This is a genomic window from Streptococcus suis (assembly GCA_022354845.1).
GTDB classification, from domain to species: domain Bacteria; phylum Bacillota; class Bacilli; order Lactobacillales; family Streptococcaceae; genus Streptococcus; species Streptococcus suis_AA.
The window spans coordinates 1,766,537-1,785,277 of sequence record CP031970.1 but is presented as its reverse complement, the minus strand read 5'-3'; the positions used below and the strand labels follow the sequence as shown (position 1 = coordinate 1,785,277).

Here is an 18,741-nt window from a genome sequence, read left to right as displayed (position 1 = left end):
AATCAAACATATGGGCACCTCTAAAAACTCATCAAAAAACCTATAAAATGAGATAATAGAAATACAAGTATAAAACTCGATAAACGAGGTTAAACACGATGCATTTATTTACTGATGATGAAAAAATCTTGTCAAAACTCACTGAAAAAGGTAATCCATTGGAACGTCTAGACACTGTCATGGATTGGCAACTCTTTCTCCCCTTGTTATCAGAATTGTTTTCTCGCAAGAATAAAGTTATTGGTCGTGGAGGTCGTCCTCACCTTGATTACCTCATGATGTTCAAAGTCCTTTTACTTCAACGGTTACATAACTTGTCTGACGATGCTATGGAATATCAATTGCTTGATCGCTTATCCTTTCGTCGTTTCGTTGGTTGCCACGAAGATAATGTCCCAGATTCAAAAACTATCTGGCTTTATCGAGATCGCTTGACTCAATCAGGTCGCGAAAAGGAATTATTCGACTTGTTCTATACTCAACTCTCGGACGAAGGTTTGATTGCCCACACAGGTCAAATAGTTGATGCTTCATTTGTGGAATGTCCTAAGCAGCGCAATTCTCGTGAGGAAAATGAGAAAATCAGAGCGCATGAAACTGTAGAAGGTTGGAACAAAGCCAAGCGATACCAAAAAGATGTCGATGGGAGCTGGACTCAAAAAGGGGGTGTTCGTTACTTTGGCTATAAAAATCACGTCTGTGTTGATAGAAAATCAAAGCTAATCAAAGATTATGGCGTCACAACAGCTAGTATACATGACTCCAATGTTCTAGCTTCTCTTTGTGATGCCAACGAACCTGTATTTGATGATAGTGCCTATGTGGGGAAAAGTGTTCCTGACAACTGCCAACACCATACCGTCCGTTGTGCTTTCCGAAATAAACCATTGACCGATACTGACAAGAACATTAACCGTCATATTGCTAAAGTCCGTTGTCGAGTTGAGCATGTTTTTGGTTTTATTGAAAATAGCATGAAGGGAAGTGCCTTTAGAGGGATTGGAATGGATAGGGCAAAGACAAATGTGACCTTAACCAACCTCCTCTATAACATCTTTCGATTTGAACAGATTAAACGACTAGGGTTAAAATCATGGGCTTAGTGCGCCCAAAAATTGGGAAATAGCCTTGAGTAAGACTCACAAACAAAAATTTACAAGAAATAAACTGTAGATGAAAGATAAATTTGACGCTCTAGATGTTCTACTGGTGTTATTAGAGGTGCCCTTAAAAATATTGACTTTTGAATGTCCGATTGGTAAAATGAAATAAAAAAGATAGGAGAATATTGGATGATAGAAGAATATTGGACAGAATTTAAAAAATTAAGTATTTTTCAAAAAATAGTCATTGTTTTGATTACACTTGCATTTGGCTATGCTCTGGGTGTATTGGAGTTGTTTAGATGATAGGGTTACTGTATACAATAGCTATTATCTTTTTAACGCTTCTCTTCAATATAAAATATTATTATGGATTTCTAATTTTAGTTTTCGGCTTATTGCTGTTTCGAAATAGTCTTGGAATGAAATCAAAGATTTTTGGTTACTTTTTTCTATTTCAAAAAAGAATAGAGTCCTCTGCTCCGCTGAATATTCTGTCAAGTTCCATCTATATTCTTTTTTATTTTAACAAAGAACTTGGAACGATTGATGTTGAAAAAGCTGTGAGTATCCTTGTACTGAATATCATTCTATACTATTGGTTATACGATGGTTTACCAACAAAGATAAAGCGACTTAGTTAAGGATGCGGACAAACAAAAGAGCTGGAGCAGCTGCAGTTGGCACCGCAGTATATTTTGTAGGAAAAGTAAGCGCCCAATAACAAGGTATCTATCCAATCACTCATTCCACCAGTATACTGTTATAAAAAACAAACTGGAGGATTTTTTATGTCACAACCTATCGTCCCATTGACTGTTCCCAAATCGCGACGCTTTGAAAAGAAAAGTAGAACATTCATTCGAGTTGTATAGTAGTGCGACTCGTTTTGACTCGTCTATTTGAATTGGTAGAAGCAATTTACATTGAAAAAACGGCTCTTTGTCAACTGTAGTGGGTAGATGAAAAGCGGCTCTTTGTCAACTGTAGTGGGTAGATGAAAAGCTAACATCTAGAGAGAACGAACTTCGTTCTCTCTTTCTTTATGTTCAAAGCAATCAAAATCCGTTTTTTAAAGTTTTCAAAGTTCCTGAAACCAAAGGCATTTCTCTTAATGACTTTGATGAGATTATTGGTAGCTTCCAGTTTGGCGTTGGAATAAGGCAATTCTAGAGCATTCAAAACCTTGTCTTTATCCTTTAGAAATGTCTTAAATACCGTCTGGAAAATAGGATTAACAGTGGCTATTTCCTGTTCGATGAGGTCAAAGAAATGGTCTGAGTTCTTCTCTTGGAAATGAAATAAGAGAAGCTGATAGAGTTCATAGTGTTGTCGTAGTTCCTCGGAGAAAGACAGGAGTTTTTCGAGTATTTCCTTGTTAGTCAAATGCATTCGAAACATAGGGCGATAAAATCGTTTATCGCTGAGTTTACGGCTATCTTGTTGTATCAATTTCCAGTAACGTTTCAAGGCTCGGTATTCGTGCGATTTTCTGTTGAACTGATTCATAATTTGAATACGGACACGGTTCATAGCACGACTAAGGTGTTGAACAATATGAAAGCGGTCGAGTACGATTTTTGCATTCGGAAAAAGCTGTTTAGCAAGTTGATAATAGGGACTAAACATATCCATGGTAATGACTTTGACCCGATTTCTAACCTTTCTAGGATAGCGTAGAAAGTGGTTTCGGATGGTTGCTTGAGTTCTTCCGTCCAGAATGGTTATGACATTTAGGAAATTGAAATCTTGAGCGATAAAGCTCATCTTTCCCTTCTTGAAGGCATACTCGTCCCAGCTCATCACCTCGGGTAAGTTATTCCAATCCATTTCAAACTTGAACTCATTGAGCTTTCTCATAACTGATGATGTTGAGATAGATAGTCTGTGTGCAATATGTTGCATTGCTTGATTTTCGATGAGTAATTGAGCAATCTTCTGGTTAACAGCGACAGAGATTTGGTGGTTCTTCTTGACAAGAGGAGTTTCAGCGACCGCCATTTTTCCGCAATCTTTACACTTGAAACGACGCTTTCGAAGACGGATAAGTAAGGGATAGCCAGCAGTTTCTAGGTAGGGGATCTTAGAGGCTTTCTGATAGTCGTACTTAGCCATTTGTCCCTTGCATTTTGGGCATTTAGGGGCTGCGTAATCCAAGTGACCGTGGAGTTCTAAGTGAGTTCCCATATCATATTCATCAGTGATAGTGATATTTTTGTCTTTAATTCTGAGAAAATTTGTGATAAGATTTAGTTGTTCCATATGAACCCTTTCTAATGTGAGTTTAGTCGCTTTTCATTATAGGTCATATGGGACTTTTTGTATATACTCAAAAAGGCTCCATAATTTCTACAGTGGATTTACCCACTACAGAAATTATAGAGCCTGAAAAGCTAACATCTAGAGAGAACGAACTTCGTTCTCTCTTTCTTTATCTCTTTCTTGTTTTTAGGAGATAAGCTGAAAAGGGCTCTCCCCAGCCCTTTTCACTGTTCAAAGCAATCAAAATCCGTTTTTTAAAGTTTTCAAAGTTCCTGAAACCAAAGGCATTTCTCTTAATGACTTTGATGAGATTATTGGTAGCTTCCAGTTTGGCGTTGGAATAAGGCAATTCCATGGCGTTTACAACCTTGTCTTTATCCTTTAGAAATGTCTTAAATACCGTCTGGAAAATAGGATTAACAGTGGCTATTTCCTGTTCGATGAGGTCAAAGAAATGGTCTGAGTTCTTCTCTTGGAAATGAAATAAGAGAAGCTGATAGAGTTCATAGTGTTGTCGTTGTTCCTCGGAGAAAGACAGGAGTTTTTCGAGTATTTCCTTGTTAGTCAAATGCATTCGAAACATAGGGCGATAAAATCGTTTATCGCTGAGTTTACGGCTATCTTGTTGTATCAATTTCCAGTAACGTTTCAAGGCTCGGTATTCGTGCGATTTTCTGTTGAACTGATTCATAATTTGAATACGGACACGGTTCATAGCACGACTAAGGTGTTGAACAATATGAAAGCGGTCGAGTACGATTTTTGCATTCGGAAAAAGCTGTTTAGCAAGTTGATAATAGGGACTAAACATATCCATGGTAATGACTTTGACCCGATTTCTAACCTTTCTAGGATAGCGTAGAAAGTGGTTTCGGATGGTTGCTTGAGTTCTTCCGTCCAGAATGGTTATGACATTTAGGAAATTGAAATCTTGAGCGATAAAGCTCATCTTTCCCTTCTTGAAGGCATACTCGTCCCAGCTCATCACCTCGGGTAAGTTATTCCAATCCGTTTCAAACTTGAACTCATTGAGCTTTCTCATAACTGATGATGTTGAGATAGATAGTCTGTGTGCAATATGTTGCATTGCTTGATTTTCGATGAGTAATTGAGCAATCTTCTGGTTAACAGCGACAGAGATTTGGTGGTTCTTCTTGACAAGAGGAGTTTCAGCGACCGCCATTTTCCCACATTTTTTACACTTGAACCGACGTTTTCTAAGGCGGATAAGTAAGGGATAGCCAGCAGTTTCTAGGTAGGGGATCTTAGAGGCTTTCTGATAGTCGTACTTAGCCATTTGTCCCTTGCATTTTGGGCATTTAGGGGCTGCGTAATCCAAGTGACCGTGGAGTTCTAAGTGAGTTCCCATATCATATTCATCAGTGATAGTGATATTTTTGTCTTTAATTCTGAGAAAATTTGTGATAAGATTTAGTTGTTCCATATGAACCCTTTCTAATGTGAGTTTAGTCGCTTTTCATTATAGGTCATATGGGACTTTTTGTATATACTCAAAAAGGCTCCATAATTTCCATGGTAGTTTTACCCACTACAGAAATTATAGAGCCGAAAAAACGCATAGAATCATAATGAACATGATTTTATGCGTTTTGTTTTGGGTATTCCATTTTAAATAAAACGGAATGGAAATATTTTATTAATGCGGTAAGATTAATTGAGATTGGCTTAAATCAAGGCTGATTTGCCATTCGGAGTTATCACGTATAGTGCACTCAAAATCAGTTGTATAAAGGACTAAACGGAGTTTATCACCTTTTTTAAGTTTGTAAATAGTTGGTTGCAGTTCCCATCGAAGCGTCATCCATTGATTTGGCATAACGGCTTCTACAGTCAATAAATCAGTACGATTTTGAAGATTGATGAATCCTTTGGTAATCAGGCGATGAGGCGTTTCTGTAAATGGAAGCTCAGTTAGGTTTTCTTGGGCGTAATACCGACCGTTATCCAAGCTGTTTCGAGACACCATTCCTGGAATTGGGCTGAGACGTTTGGCAGTGCCAAAATCCAAGAGTTGGGCTGAAAGCAATCCTTTACTGACACTTGATTTGACCTGTAGTTGAAGGATGGCTCTCCCATTTAGATGGATATCTTGATCCAATTCGAAGTCGAGGGTTACTTGGTTGGCTTTGTCTCCAATGAGATCTTGGTGGAATGTAGGATAAGATTTGCAATACTTTTCAAAGGTTTCTTCGTCGTAATGATTTTGTATTTGCGCTTGATCTTGTCCCAATGGGAATTGAGATTCTGTCTGTCCTCCAAACGTTTCTAAGTCAGTCCATGTTTGAGCTGAGCTGTTATCTTGCCAAATGACAGTAGGAAGCTGGTAGTCATTGTCATATCCGAGTAATTTTTGGCTAAGTAGAGCATTCATGGATTCACGGAAATCCATTGACTGCCAATTATTCATATAGACATGGGCGCCGTTATGGAAGAAGAGATGTTTCTTGATATGGCCAGGTAGAGCATGGAACATGTTCCACACATGAATTGGTTTCACATTCCAATCTTGTGATCCATGGGTAAAGACAACTTCACAGTTAACCTTGTCCGCGTGGAGAAGATAGTTACGATCGTGCCAGTATTGGTTGTAGTCGCCATTTGAACGCTCAAGTCCGACGCGCTCAGCTGCCAGTCCTCTTTCGTAGGCTTCTTTGTTACGAAGGAAGTCACCTGCTTGTAGGCTCTTAGAATAGGTTAAAGCAGTTAAGCTATCTAAATCTTCTCCAGGATAGCCTCCTGGACTGGTAACGAGCCCGTTTTCCCGGTAGTAGTCATACCAAGAGGAAATTCCTGCTTCTGCGATGACGACTTCCAACCCCCCTACACCAGTTGTTGCTAGGGCGTTAGACATTGTACCCAAGTAAGAGAGACCAGTTGTTGCTACCTTGCCATTTGCCCAATCAGCTGTGACTTGAAGTGAACGTGTATGGTCTGTATAGGCCTTATTACGGCCGTTTAGCCAGTCGATAACTGCCTTATACCCTTCTACCTGTTGGTAGTCTCCAGAGGTCATATAGCCCGTAGATCCTAGCGTACCGACACCGGAAACATGAATGCTGGCAAATCCGCGACTAAGGAAGTATTCGTTTAGGGAATAAGAGCCAATATGGCCTAATTTTTCAGTTGCGGGGCTGCTTGGGAGATCCCGATTGTCCAATTTCAGTTTGTTGATTGTGCTTGATACGACCGAAATAGTGCCAGCTGGTTTCTCAGTTAACTCGCCCTCCATCTTATGCAGGGCTTTGTTGCTAGCTATCTCGTTGACACCTTGATGATAAGGACTGTTGGTAATGACCGCAGGAATTTGTCCATTAAAGTGTGGACGGAGAATGGACACCTTGACCAAATCAGTTTGCCCACTGTCAGCTGTATCTACAGGCGCTTCAACATAAACCACCTCACGGATGAGCTGTTTGGTTGAAAAAGTTGCTAGGGATTTACCATTGAAGAAGTGGTACTGGTTATCTTCAGGAATCAGATCATCGCTGACAAGTTGATCTATCAAGGTATTACCAGACTTGGTACGAGTATTGAGCAGATGGTAGATATTTTCGATAATATCGCTGTATACAATTGGGAAATTGGTTTTCTTTACAAAGTCGTCAATATCTGTGTAATCAAAATTTGGAACAAATCCAAGCAATTGGAGAACTACATGATAGAAAATTTGGTCTGTAAGCTCGCGCTCAGAGCGGAAAAAAGTTAGTAAATCCGTTTCCCAGTCCGCAATCATATTAGACAGGGCAAAGTCGGTGTTTGCTGACAGGAAATGGCATTTTCTCACAAATGTTTCCAAATTTTCCTTGTTACTGGCATTTGGATTTAGGTGGAAACCGAGACTGGCAAGTTCTTGGAGGTAGATGGAATCCTCTTTTTTAATAAAAGAATATTGGTTAAAGCGCATAAATTCTCCTCTTTTTTTTGATAATAGTCTATAATAGACATTATATCTGATGCCCCTTGCTTTGTCTAAGGGGAAGTGAATTTAAGCAAATAAATTTACTGAGAAAGTGTAAGAATCGACATTAAATCAGTTGTAAAAATGGATAAAATTCTATAAAATAATAAGGTACAGTAGGAGGAGAAACGAGATAGAGTGTTAAATACAAAAGCAGCAATTGTTCCGGTTGTACGGATCAATAATAGAAAATTAAATCAAGAATTTTTAGAGAGAGACTTAGGGATGAAAACCATCCTTGAGGAGGGGGCATTCGCAGAGTTTAGCGGACATGCTGGTGTGGAGACAAAGCTTGTGCTTGTTGAGTCGCCAAGCATGAGGACCCGTACAGTAAATGGGACTAAAAAGTTAAATAAAATCATCATAAAAGTAGACAAGGCTGAAGAAATTGAAGCCCTATTAGCAGCGGGCACACAGTATAGCAAGCTTTACCAAGGAAAAAACGGATTTGGATTTGAAGCTGTTTCGCCTGAGGGTGATACATTTCTGTTGCATGCGGAAGCATCTGCTGAGGAGTTAAAAACGATTCTTCCACCAGTTCCATTTAAAGGACAGGGTGATTTTTCTGGCTTGACGGCTTTTACAGTTGAGTCAGTTTGGATAAATACTCCGCAGCCAAGCGTCAGCCAAGATTTTTATGAAACTATTTTGCCAAATCAAACTTTTTTGCGCTTTATTGGTGCAGAAGGCGAAGAGTTACTAGCCCCCGCAGAACAAGTATGGGATTTGGATAGTTTACGTTTCCCGGTTGAGAAAGATTTTGATTGGGCAAACTTGGAAAGCCAGTTAGAGGGTCCGTTCTTTAAGGACAAAAAAGAGACATTCATTCAAACTGTGGACCCAAGTGGCATTGAATTGTGGTTCGAAAAATGAGACAAGTTATCATAGACAAGATTTCAGAGCAGATTGAACAAGGGGTCTATCCTGGTGTCAGTCTGGCTCTTTTTTCTAAGGGACAGTGGCAGGAGTACTATCTGGGCACACAAGACGGTCAGGTGCCAGTTCAGCCGGGCTTGACCTATGATTTAGCCTCCGTTTCCAAAGTAGTGGGTGTAGGGACGCTCGTGATTTTTTTGGTCAATAGCGGAGCTCTGGAGTTGGATAGGACCTTACAGTCTTACTATCCAGCTTTTCAAAATAGCCAAGTAACTATCCGTCAATTGCTCACTCATACCAGTGGTATTGATCCTTTTATTCCCAATCGGGATAATTTAAATGCAGAGCAACTTAAAGAAGCGATTTTGAACATCAGGGTCACAGATAATAAGGATTTTCTCTATACAGACCTCAATTTTCTTCTATTGGGCTTTTTGTTGGAGGAATTAAGTGGAGACAGTCTGGACCAGCTCATCAGACGAGACGTTCTAGAGCCCTTTGGCATGTCCCAAACCTCCTTTGGCCCAGTGAGTCAGGCAGTGCCGACAGTGCGTGGTGTGCCGTCTGGTATGGTGCATGATCCGAAGGCGCGTGTATTGGGTGTCCACGCGGGAAGTGCAGGTCTTTTTTCGACGATTAAGGATTTGGAAATCTTTTTGGAACATTACCTGACAGAGGATTTTGCGGTAGATTTGACCCAGGACTATGGTTTTGATGTCAAGCGCAAGCGGTCGCTGGCCTGGGATAAAAAGGGGGATTGGCTGTCGCATACAGGCTATACGGGAACCTTTATCATGTACAATCGACCCTTGCAACAAGCGGCTATTTTTCTCTCGAATCGTACCTTTGAAAAGGATGAGCGGGCCCAGTGGAAGTTGGATCGAAACCAAGTGATGGCTCTAATTCGGCAGGTTTTAGAGGGTGAAGTGAAATGAGATATGTTCTTCTACTGAGGGGAATCAATGTCGGTGGACATAATAAAATAGTGATGGCAGATTTGCGTCAAGCAGTGGCTGATTTAGGTTATGACAATGTTGAGACCTACATTAATAGTGGCAATCTTTTCTTTGATTCAACCAAGAGTAGAGGGGAAATTGTTGCCGATTTTCAAAATTTTTTCACAGAAAGATACCCCTTTGTGGAGCGATTTGCTCTGTTAGATGCCCAAGATTATCAAGCAGAAATCGATCAACTTCCAGCTTGGTGGCAAGAAGAATTGGCGAGAAAGGATGTTCTCTTTTTCACCGAAGGTTTGGATAAGCAGGCTATGATTGACTATATTCAATCCTTAATGTTAGGCGACGAAATTGTGTTTATTTCTGCTTATGCAATCTATTGGGGCAACTACTTCGAAGATAGCTATTTACAAACGGCCTACCACAAGCAGTTGGCTAAGTCACCTTTTTACAAGCAGGTAACCATACGAAATTCAAAAACATTTTCAGCAATATCAAACTATTTGAATACTAAAAAAAATACTCAAAGTCACTGATTTGTAACGCTCTTGACATCTTTCTCTTTGCAATTATTGGTAAAATATAAGCAATGACGAGGAGGTGTCATATGGAAAAGTTTTGCTACAAATCTATTTTGTCTTTAGGAGGAGTCCTTGTTGCGCTAACAGTTGTATCGAGTGTAGAGGCTGCTAGTCATGTAGTAGTGGAAGGGGATTCCATGTTCTCTATTGCGGAGCAATATGGGGTTGATCCATATCAGCTAGCAGAGGCAAACACTATGGATATTAATGGATTGATTTTGCCTGGTCAAACCTTAGAAGTTCCAGGAATATTTCAAGAAATGACTTCATCGACAAGCCAAGTGAGTACAAGCAAATCTTCAGAGTATGTTGTTCAAGAAGGTGATTCCTTCTATGGAATAGTGGATACTTTTTCGTTGGATCTCAATGAATTTTTAGCTCAAAATCAACTGTCAATTGGAGAAACAATCCATCCAGGACAGATTTTGACGTTAAGACAGACTCTATGGACTCAATCAGCTGATACAAGCGGAAGTAGCTATTATCTACCAGGCTATGAGTATGAGCCAGGTATTAACTACCCTGTTGGTCAATGTACATGGGGAGTACAGAAAGTTGCCCCTTGGGCAGGTGACTGGTGGGGCGATGCGGCTTCTTGGGGAGCTAACGCGGCGCGCGATGGTTTCCGAACTGGAACGACACCGGAAGTCGGTGCCATTATCTCTTGGAATGACGGTAATCTTGGGCACGTTGCCTACGTCACCGCTGTTAATGAATTAGGACAAATCCAAGTCTTGGAGGCCAACTACCATGGTCAACAGTGGGTGGATAATTTCCGCGGATGGTTCTATCCAACGGATACTGTTGGCGAAATCACTTATATTTACAATTATTAGAAGAACAGTCCCCTCTCTCGAATTGCATTTTGAGAGGGGATTTTTTTATGAACTGGTTCTGTATCCTTCCGAAAATCTGCGGTGCATCCTTCCGAAGATTTACTATCCTTCCACAGCACTCAGAAGTGTTTTCGACATAGTAAAAGGACCTGCATGTGCAAGTCCTTTTGTGTTTGCTTGATTTAAGCTTGACCTGAAACTTTAGCAGCGTGGTCGTCCATTGAAAGAACTTCGTGGAAGACACGTTGAGTCAATTCAGTTTTTTGCTCTTTAGTGAGGTATTTAGTGTTTACGCAGTATCCAGAGATACGAACGATAACATCTTCACCAGCCATGATTTTTTCATAAACGTCGTTCAAGTCCATAACGTTCAAGTTAACGTGTTGACCACCTTGTTCAAAGTAACCATCAAGGATTGTTACCAAGTTGTTTACTTGCTCATCGAATGTTTTACCAAGCGCTTTTGGAGAAACTTGAGTAGTCAATGAGATACCGTCGTTGGCATGTTTGAAGTTGAGTTTAGAAAGGGTGTTCAAGTTTTGCAACCAACCACCACGAGCTTTAGAAGTTGGGTTAGCACCTGGTGGGAAGAATTCTACCTTAGTAGTGTTCACAGAACCATCTTCATTGAGGAATACACCACGGTGAACTGGAGAGTTACCAGTTTGTTTAGAGTAAGCAACGTTTGAAGTGATTGTCAAGATAGATACAGTAGCTTCAGCATTCTTGTACAATTTATGTTTGTTCAAACGAGTGAAGAATGCTTCCATAAGCCATTTCGCAATATCATCTACACGGTCATCGTCTTCACCATAGCGTGGGAAGTCACCAGTTACTTCGTAGTCGTAGATAAATCCATCTTCATCACGGATTGGTTTAACTTGTGCATATTTGATTGCTGACAATGAGTCAACAGTGTTTGCGAAACCACAGATACCGAATCCCATGTTCGCACGAAGGTGAGTTGGCAAGAATGCCATTTGAACTGCTTCGTAGTTGTATTTATCTGTCATGAAGTGGATGATATTCATGGCATCAACATATGTATCAGTCAACCAGTCAAGGGCGATTTCAAAGTTCTTAACCACTTGGTCGTAGTCAAATACTTCAGATGTATTTGGTTCAACACCGTCGAATACTTTGTAATCTTTGTGAACATCATCGTAACCGTTGTTCCAGCTTGAAAGAAGGGCTTTAAGGACGTTTACGCGAGCACCAAAGTATTGGATGTTGTGGCGTTGGTCTTCGCTTTCTGGATCAAGTGGAGATACACAGCAAGAGATACAAGACATTTCACCATAACCATCTTTCGCCATTGTTGTTACACCTTCATATTGGATAGAAGAGTGTTTGTGGCTCATTGCCATACAGTAATGACGGAATGAATATGGAAGTTTGTCTGACCAAAGAACTGTCAAGTTTGGTTCTGGAGAGTTACCGATGTTGTCAAGAGTGTTCAAGAAACGGTAGTCCATCTTAGTAACACGGTGACGACCATCGTTACCCATACCTGCCATAGATGTTGTCAAGAATGTTGGGTCACCAGAGTAGATTTCGTCGAAGGCTTTTGTACGAGCAAATTTCACTGTACGAAGTTTCAATACGAAGTCATCAACAAATTCTTGGATTTCAGCCTCAGTAAATGTACCTCGAGCCAAGTCACGTTCAGCGTAGATGTCAAGTACGATTGGCACACGACCAAGTGAAGTAGCAGCACCATTGATAACACGACATACAGCCATGAAAGCAATGTTTGTCCATTGGATAGCTTCTTTCGTGTTCATTGCAGGTTTGCGAACATCAACACCGTATGAGTCACCTAAACGCACAACTTGTTGCAAAGCTTGGTACTGAAGGTTGATTTCTTCACGAAGGCGGATTGACTCTTCATCGATTTCAGTAATCGCATTCCAGTCAGCTACTTTTTCTTCCATCAAGTAGTCTGCACCGTAAAGTGTCAAACGAGCATACATACCGATGATACGACCACGTGAATAAGCATCTGGAAGACCTGAAACGTGGTGTGAGTGGCGAGCACGGCGAATGTCAGCTGTGTAAGCACGGAAGATACCATCGTTTACAGTTGTAGCGTGTTTTGTATAGATTTCATGAAGGAGTGGGTCTGGAGTATAGCCGTTTTCGATCAAAGTTGTTTCAGCCATACGAATACCACCACGTGGCATGAAATTAAGTTTGAAGAGCTCATCATTTTGGAGACCAAAGATGAGTTCGTTTTCTTTATCGATGAAACCTGCTGGAATATCAGCGATAGAAGTCGCACGGTCGATATCCATTGGGAAACGAGTATCTTCGTAACCAGCTTTTGTTTCGTCAATAATTTTCTTGATATGAAGTGTACGCTCAGTTGGGCCTGCAAGGAAGCTTTCATCTCCATCATATGGAGTGTAGTTGGCTTGAACGAAGCGAGTTACACTTGCTTTATCTTGCCAATCTGTACCTTTGAAGCCTTCCCAGGCTTGGGCGAAAATGTCTTCAGCAACATTTTTTGTTTTTACTTTTGTTGACATGAGGGTTCTCCTTTTGAACATTTCGGTTAACACCGGTATGGTACTATTATAGCATTTGAAAGCACTTACTTCAAGGTTCAGCATCGTGAAAGTTTGTGAAAATTATTTCAATCTTTTTCATGTAGAAATAGGTACGTGCAAGACGTTTAAATGGAGTCATTTGGATAATCTGTTCAGAGTAGCTTTCTTTTCATTAGCAGCTGATTGCGGTATAATCTAAATTGTAAAGGAGTAACCATGTTAGTATTTCCCTTAATCAATGATTTATCTAGAAAAATTATTCATGTAGACATGGATGCTTTTTTTGCTGCTATTGAGGTAAGGGACAATCCTGAGTTGAAAGGAAAGCCTGTTGTTATTGGAGCTGATCCGAGGATTTCTGGCGGTAGAGGTGTTGTGTCGACTTGTAATTATGAGGCGCGGGCCTTTGGGATTCACTCGGCTATGTCTTCGAAAGAAGCCTATGAACGTTGTCCGCAGGCTATTTTTATCTCTGGTCATTATGAAAAATACCAAGAAGTTGGGCGACAGGTTCGAGAAATCTTTCATCGCTATACTGATTTGGTGGAGCCGATGTCAATTGATGAGGCCTATCTAGATGTGACGGAAAATAAGTTAGGCCTTAGCTCGGCAATTAAAATCGCCAAACTCATCCAATACGACATATGGAATGAGTTGCATCTGACAGCTTCAGCTGGTGTTTCCTATAACAAATTTTTGGCAAAGATTGCTTCGGATATGGAAAAACCACATGGATTGACCTTGATTTTACCAGAAGAGGCTGTGGGGATATTGGCATCCTTGCCGATTGAAAAATTTCATGGTGTTGGCAAGAAAACTGTAAAGCGACTACATGATATGGGGGTCTACACAGGGCAGGATCTGTTAGATGTACCAGAGATGGTTTTGATTGATACATTCGGTCGTTTCGGGTTTGACCTCTATCGTAAGGCGAGAGGAATTTCCAATTCACCTGTTAAGGCGGATCGAGTGCGCAAGTCTATTGGTAAGGAAAAAACCTATCGGAAATTACTTTATCGAGATGAGGACGTACTAAAAGAGCTAACCAGTCTTTGTCAACGGGTTGCTGGTAGCTTGGAGCGTAATGAAAAAAAGGGCCGAACAATTGTGTTAAAGGTGCGTTATGGTGATTTTTCTACACTGACTAAACGCCATAGTCTTGATGAATACACCGACCAGTTAGATATCATTGAAAAAGAGGTTCGTCAGTTGATTGAAGAGATTGGACAAGTTGAAAAAGGTATCCGGTTGTTAGGAGTGACAGTCACAAACTTTCAGGCTTGAGTTCTGTGGGAGTGAGAAAGGACTCAATTACAGAAGAGTTTGTTATCAATTTCTCTCCCTTCAAAAGGTCTCCCAGATAGTTGGAGCGAGTTCTAACCGCAAACTGAAAGAACATATTAGAGTAAAACCAGCAAATCTACTGACTTGCTGGTTTTTATACTTTAAAAATCTCTTCAATATCTGACTGATCTATGCCAATCATGGGGTCAATGGTTAGTAGGTTGTCCACCGTTAGAATATATTCTCTAGGTTGGGCACTTGCTTTTTCTGGCTGGTCTTGGTCAAGAAGGGACAGTTGCTGGCTGAATTCTGTTACTGGCTCTGTTTGTTTTGACTTATCCGATTGAGCAGGTGGCTGGCTTTGCTTGGCTGTGGCTGTTTTGCTTTCGTTGTTTTCAGTCAAGCTTTCCTTGCTGTCCTGCTTTGCCATTTCCCCTTGGAAACGTGGGACCAGATAGGTTTTGCGAAGGGTGCCAGCATTTTTGACGGCGTAGTCAAAGGCGGAGATTTCACCTAGAAGAATGAGCTTGCTCTTGGAGCGGGTGATAGCGGTGTAGACCAGGTTGCGCTGGAGCATGCGGTGGCTGGTGCGGGTGATGGGAAGGATAACGACCTGAAACTCACTACCTTGGGACTTGTGGATGGACATGGCATAGGCCAGGGTAATCTTGTACCACTCATTGCGGGGATAGGTGACCTCGCTACCATCGAAGTTGATGGTAATCTCATCCTGCTTGGAGTCTGTGTACTTGGCAGGTAGAAGGTCGGTAATGTAGCCCAAATCACCATTGAAGACATTGGCCTCGGCATCGTTGACCAAATGGATGACCCGGTCGCCTTGGCGGAAGGCCTGCTCATTGTGGAGGAACTGAAGTTCTCCGTCTTTTAGAGGATTGAGCAGGGCCTGGGTCATGGTGTTGAGTTGGTCAATACCTGCGGCCCCACGGTACATGGGAGCGAGGATTTGGACTTCGTTTGCAGGGATGCCTGACTTGATGGCTGCGCCGACAATGCGTTCAATCAGAGCTGGAATTTGCTCGTTTTGAGCTTCAAAATAGGAGCGGTCAGCCTTTTTCTCACGGAAATCGCTCGGCAGGGCCCCTTGGCGAATCTGGCTGGCTAGGGTAACAATAGTTGAATCATCGGATTGGCGGTAGATGCGTTCCAGAGTGATGCTGGGTAGCTTGTCAATTTTTAAGAGGTCAGCTAGGACTTGGCCGGGACTGACAGAAGGTAATTGCTCCGCATCGCCGACAATCAGAACTTGGGTTTGGGAGGAAATGTTCTGGAAGAGCTGGTTTGCCAACCAAGTATCTACCATAGAAAACTCATCCACGATGATAAAGTCGGTATCCAAATAATCATCACGGTAGGATTCTTCTTGTCCTTCTACCAGACCGAGGTGGCGGTGGATGGTGGCGGAAGGCAGACCTGTCAATTCATTCATCCGTCTGGCTGCTCGTCCAGTTGGAGCGGCTAGGAGGACGGGGCATTCTTCTCGGTTGCCAGTTAGGTCAATCTTATGCAAGATAGCGTAGACCGCGATAATACCGTTAATAACCGTTGTTTTTCCAGTCCCTGGTCCGCCTGTCAGAATGAAAAGCGGATTGGTAATGGCTTGGACGATGGCTTCTTTTTGAATGTCATCGTAGGTAAGGGAAGACATAGTTTCTAGCTCTGCTATAGCAGCCTCAACGTCTGCGCGTGGGAAGGGTTTGAAACCATTTTTTCCCATCAGACGGGTCAGGTTTTTATGGATACCATGTTCGGCAAAGTAGAGGCTGTTGTCAAAAATCTTTGTGCCTTCTTGCTGTACCTTGTCGTCTGCAATCAGTCCCGTCAATTCTTTGGCAACAGCAGCGGGGTCCAGCTCTGTATGGCGGGATTTTTCCAGCAGTTCAAGGGTTGCTTCCAGCAAGTCTCTAGCCTCCACATAGGTATCGCCTGTTTCCATGGAGCGATGAATGAGACTAAAGAGCATACCAGCCCGAAAGCGTTGGGGAGAATCACTGGCAATTCCCCGCTTTTCCGCAATCCTATCGGCAATGGTGAAACCGATCCCTTGGACGTCTTCAACCAGTTGATAGGGATTTTCTTCAATCATTTGGAGTGTTTTTTCCTTATATTGGTCTTGGATTTGAAAGGCCAATTTATTGGGAATGCCATACTCGGCTAGTTTTGCCAAGATCATTTCGGTTCCATAATTGAGGCGGAGTTTTTCGACAAATGCCTGCCTGTTCTTGCTGGATAGGCCTGTGATTTGGGTCAGTTTTTCAGGTTCAGCTAAAATCTTATCAATGGTATCTTCGCCATAGAGCTCAACGATTTTTTCAGCCGTTTTGCGTCCAATTCCCTTGAAATGGTCACTGGAGAAATATTTGACAAGTCCGGCAGAAGTGGGCTTGCTGCGTTCGTAACGCGAAATTTGCAGCTGCTGACCATACTTGGGATGGGTAACCAGATTGCCATAGAAACGATAGTCTTCTCCTTCAATGACATCGGCAATCGTTCCGGTCACAATTATTTCGTAGTCGTCATATCCTGCGTCAGTTTCCTCGATTTCAAGGAGAAGGATTTTATAAAAATTACTAGGATTTTCAAAAATAATCCGGTCAATAGTACCGGTAACATACACTTCGTTCATAGAGTTTAGTCCAATAATAATGAAAAAGAAGTTTGGAACGGATTGCTCCAAACTTGTTTGTATTAATCAACAGTCCCAATTCGGTTGAATGGCCACATCCGAAAGACGACTTCACCTTTGATATTTTCACGGGAGAATGTTCCCACACTACGGCTATCTAGTGAAACGAGACGATCATCCCCCATCAAGAAGTACTGACCTTCTGGGACCGTTATAGTGAAATCTACGTAACCATTGGCGTCCTGTGTAAAGGCCTCGGCAGATTGAGCAACGGCCTGGAATTGTTTATTGTAAGAATAGATAGTTTGAAGTTTATCTTCATTAAAAGCTGTCAAATATTCTGCTAAATATGACTCATCTATTTGTTCGTTATTGATATATAGTACATCGTTTTCGTAGCGGATGGTGTCACCTGGCATGCCGATAACACGTTTGACAATTAATTTTTCGTCACCATTACTGTCTGTCTCGCTAGCAACAACAATATCGAAACGGTCGATTGATGTTGTTTTCAGCATAATCAATTTTTCTTGGTGTTGAAGCGTCGGGTCCATGGAATGCCCCTGAACTGAAACTGGATTCCAGATATAGTATCGACTGGCGAACACAGCTACGATAAATAAGATAAAGAATCCCCATTCGGCAATGAATTTCATGAATGGGGAACGATTGGTACCTTTTTTAATTCCCATGAATTTATTTTCCTTATTTCAATAATTTTTGTGCTTTTTGCGTATTAGCAAAGTGAAGTTTGGCAGTCTCATTGAGACCAGCCATGCCATATTGTTTTAAGATGCTTGCTGCGACTTGGTCGGATTTACTGCCCGCTCCAGACGGCAGTTGCATTCCAACTTGTTGACCAAGCTGGGCAAGATTTTCTAAAAACATACTTCTTGCAATGATAGAAGATACTGCCACAGCCAGATACTTACCCTCAGCCTTTTCTTTTAGTGTGATGGGGTTGGGAAATTGATTGGCTTCCTTCTTCAAGTACTTTTGATAATTTTGACTGGATGTAAAAGCGTCAATGACAATCTTCTCAGGCTTCATTCCCTTTTGCAAGAGTAGGAAAATTGCTTGATTGTGCAGGGCAACCTTGACAGATACTGCATTATAGCCTTGCTCAATGACTTCGTTGTATTTTTTCGGTAACAATAGCAGAGCTTGGTGGGGGATTTTCTCTTTTAAGAGAGGAGCGATTTGGCAGATTTTTTGGTCTGTCATTTTCTTAGAATCATCCACACCTAGCGACTTGAGAAAAGCATGGTCTTCTGGGCGGACAAAACTAGCAACGACTGCCAAACCTCCAAAATAAGACCCGTTTCCAACCTCATCTGTACCAATCATGGGCAGGTTTTGACCAGGATTGGTTGTCTGTTCAGAGCTTTCTGGCTCATAGCCCCAGAGCCTTGCTTCCTGCTCTGCCATTTCCCCCTGAAAAACGACTTTTCCAGAAGTGTAGATGGACAGGCTAGCACCGGTCAATTTGAAAAATGCTTCTATGTAGGGATTTTTACTGTCCTGCCGATAGCGGTCATAGTGAGCCATCATGGCCTGTTTTTGCTGGACAGATGCCTTTAGTACAACGGTATTCATGTTCTTATTGTAACACAAATGCTAGTTAGAGTGTGCAGAAAAAGGTAGAATTTACTATAATGGGAAAAGAAAGAG

General features: G+C 41.6%; 13 protein-coding genes and 1 pseudogene. 7 read left to right on the top strand and 7 right to left on the bottom strand.

What is annotated here, in order from left to right; translation table 11 throughout:
• Positions 1–98 precede the first annotated feature (98 nt).
• Together D2A30_09235 and D2A30_09230 are read left to right on the top strand one after the other, a co-directional pair.
• The gene (locus D2A30_09235) at positions 99–1,103 is read left to right on the top strand and encodes an IS5 family transposase (protein ID ULL21734.1); all 1,005 of its coding nucleotides are present in this window, start codon (positions 99–101) and stop codon (positions 1,101–1,103) included.
• Between the two features lie 302 nt (positions 1,104–1,405).
• Entirely contained in the window at positions 1,406–1,747 is a 342-nt protein-coding gene (locus D2A30_09230; GenBank protein ULL21733.1) for a hypothetical protein, read from the top strand.
• A gap of 361 nt (positions 1,748–2,108) precedes the next feature.
• Here the strand turns inward: D2A30_09230 and D2A30_09225 are convergent, their stop codons facing one another.
• The 3 genes from D2A30_09225 to D2A30_09215 form a co-directional block, all read right to left on the bottom strand.
• Positions 2,109–3,365, bottom strand: coding sequence for an ISL3 family transposase (locus D2A30_09225; GenBank protein ULL21732.1), 1,257 nt, complete (start codon positions 3,363–3,365; stop codon positions 2,109–2,111).
• A 138-nt stretch (positions 3,366–3,503) separates the two neighbouring features.
• A protein-coding gene (locus D2A30_09220; GenBank protein ID ULL21731.1) for an ISL3 family transposase occupies positions 3,504–4,809 on the bottom strand; the annotation gives its coding sequence in 2 pieces (ribosomal slippage) (positions 3,504–3,551 and positions 3,553–4,809; 1,305 coding nt in all).
• A gap of 213 nt (positions 4,810–5,022) precedes the next feature.
• On the bottom strand, positions 5,023–7,290 hold the full coding sequence (locus D2A30_09215; GenBank protein ULL21730.1) for a Xaa-Pro dipeptidyl-peptidase: 2,268 nt from the start codon (positions 7,288–7,290) through the stop codon (positions 5,023–5,025).
• A 210-nt stretch (positions 7,291–7,500) separates the two neighbouring features.
• On the opposite strand from D2A30_09215, the pseudogene D2A30_09210 reads away from it, so the two are divergent.
• The 4 genes and pseudogenes from D2A30_09210 (at position 7,501) to D2A30_09195 (ending at position 10,593) form a co-directional block, all read left to right on the top strand.
• A pseudogene (locus D2A30_09210) lies at positions 7,501–8,217 on the top strand (chemotaxis protein).
• Entirely contained in the window at positions 8,214–9,155 is a 942-nt protein-coding gene (locus D2A30_09205; GenBank protein ULL21729.1) for a class A beta-lactamase-related serine hydrolase, read from the top strand. Before D2A30_09210 ends, D2A30_09205 begins: the two are co-directional and overlap by 4 nt.
• A complete protein-coding gene (locus tag D2A30_09200) occupies positions 9,152–9,712 on the top strand; it encodes a DUF1697 domain-containing protein (GenBank protein ID ULL21728.1) in 561 nt (186 codons plus the stop codon). The genes D2A30_09205 and D2A30_09200 overlap by 4 nt, the downstream gene beginning before the upstream one ends.
• A 71-nt stretch (positions 9,713–9,783) precedes the next feature.
• On the top strand, positions 9,784–10,593 hold the full coding sequence (locus D2A30_09195; protein ID ULL21727.1) for a LysM peptidoglycan-binding domain-containing protein: 810 nt from the start codon (positions 9,784–9,786) through the stop codon (positions 10,591–10,593).
• A gap of 182 nt (positions 10,594–10,775) precedes the next feature.
• Here the strand turns inward: D2A30_09195 and pflB are convergent, their stop codons facing one another.
• Positions 10,776–13,121: a formate C-acetyltransferase gene (pflB, locus tag D2A30_09190; protein ID ULL21726.1), complete on the bottom strand. Its 2,346-nt coding sequence runs from the start codon at positions 13,119–13,121 to the stop codon at positions 10,776–10,778.
• A gap of 237 nt (positions 13,122–13,358) precedes the next feature.
• Here pflB and D2A30_09185 point away from each other — a divergent pair, with 237 nt between their 5' ends.
• Complete coding sequence (locus D2A30_09185; GenBank protein ID ULL21725.1) at positions 13,359–14,426, top strand: DNA polymerase IV; 1,068 nt, start codon at positions 13,359–13,361, stop codon at positions 14,424–14,426.
• Between the two features lie 154 nt (positions 14,427–14,580).
• On the opposite strand, the gene D2A30_09180 is transcribed toward D2A30_09185, so the two are convergent.
• The 3 genes from D2A30_09180 to D2A30_09170 all read right to left on the bottom strand — a co-directional run bounded on the left by D2A30_09180 (position 14,581) and on the right by D2A30_09170 (position 18,666).
• Positions 14,581–17,070 carry an ATP-dependent RecD-like DNA helicase gene (locus tag D2A30_09180; GenBank protein ULL21724.1) on the bottom strand — a complete coding sequence of 830 codons (2,490 nt, stop codon included), beginning with the start codon at positions 17,068–17,070 and terminating at the stop codon, positions 14,581–14,583.
• 62 nt (positions 17,071–17,132) lie between these two features.
• On the bottom strand, positions 17,133–17,762 hold the full coding sequence (gene lepB / locus D2A30_09175) for a signal peptidase I (GenBank protein ULL21723.1): 630 nt from the start codon (positions 17,760–17,762) through the stop codon (positions 17,133–17,135).
• Positions 17,763–17,775: 13 nt separating this feature from the next.
• Positions 17,776–18,666 (bottom strand): ribonuclease HIII, encoded by an 891-nt coding sequence (locus tag D2A30_09170; protein ULL21722.1) that lies wholly within the window; start codon positions 18,664–18,666, stop codon positions 17,776–17,778.
• Positions 18,667–18,741: the final 75 nt, after the last annotated feature.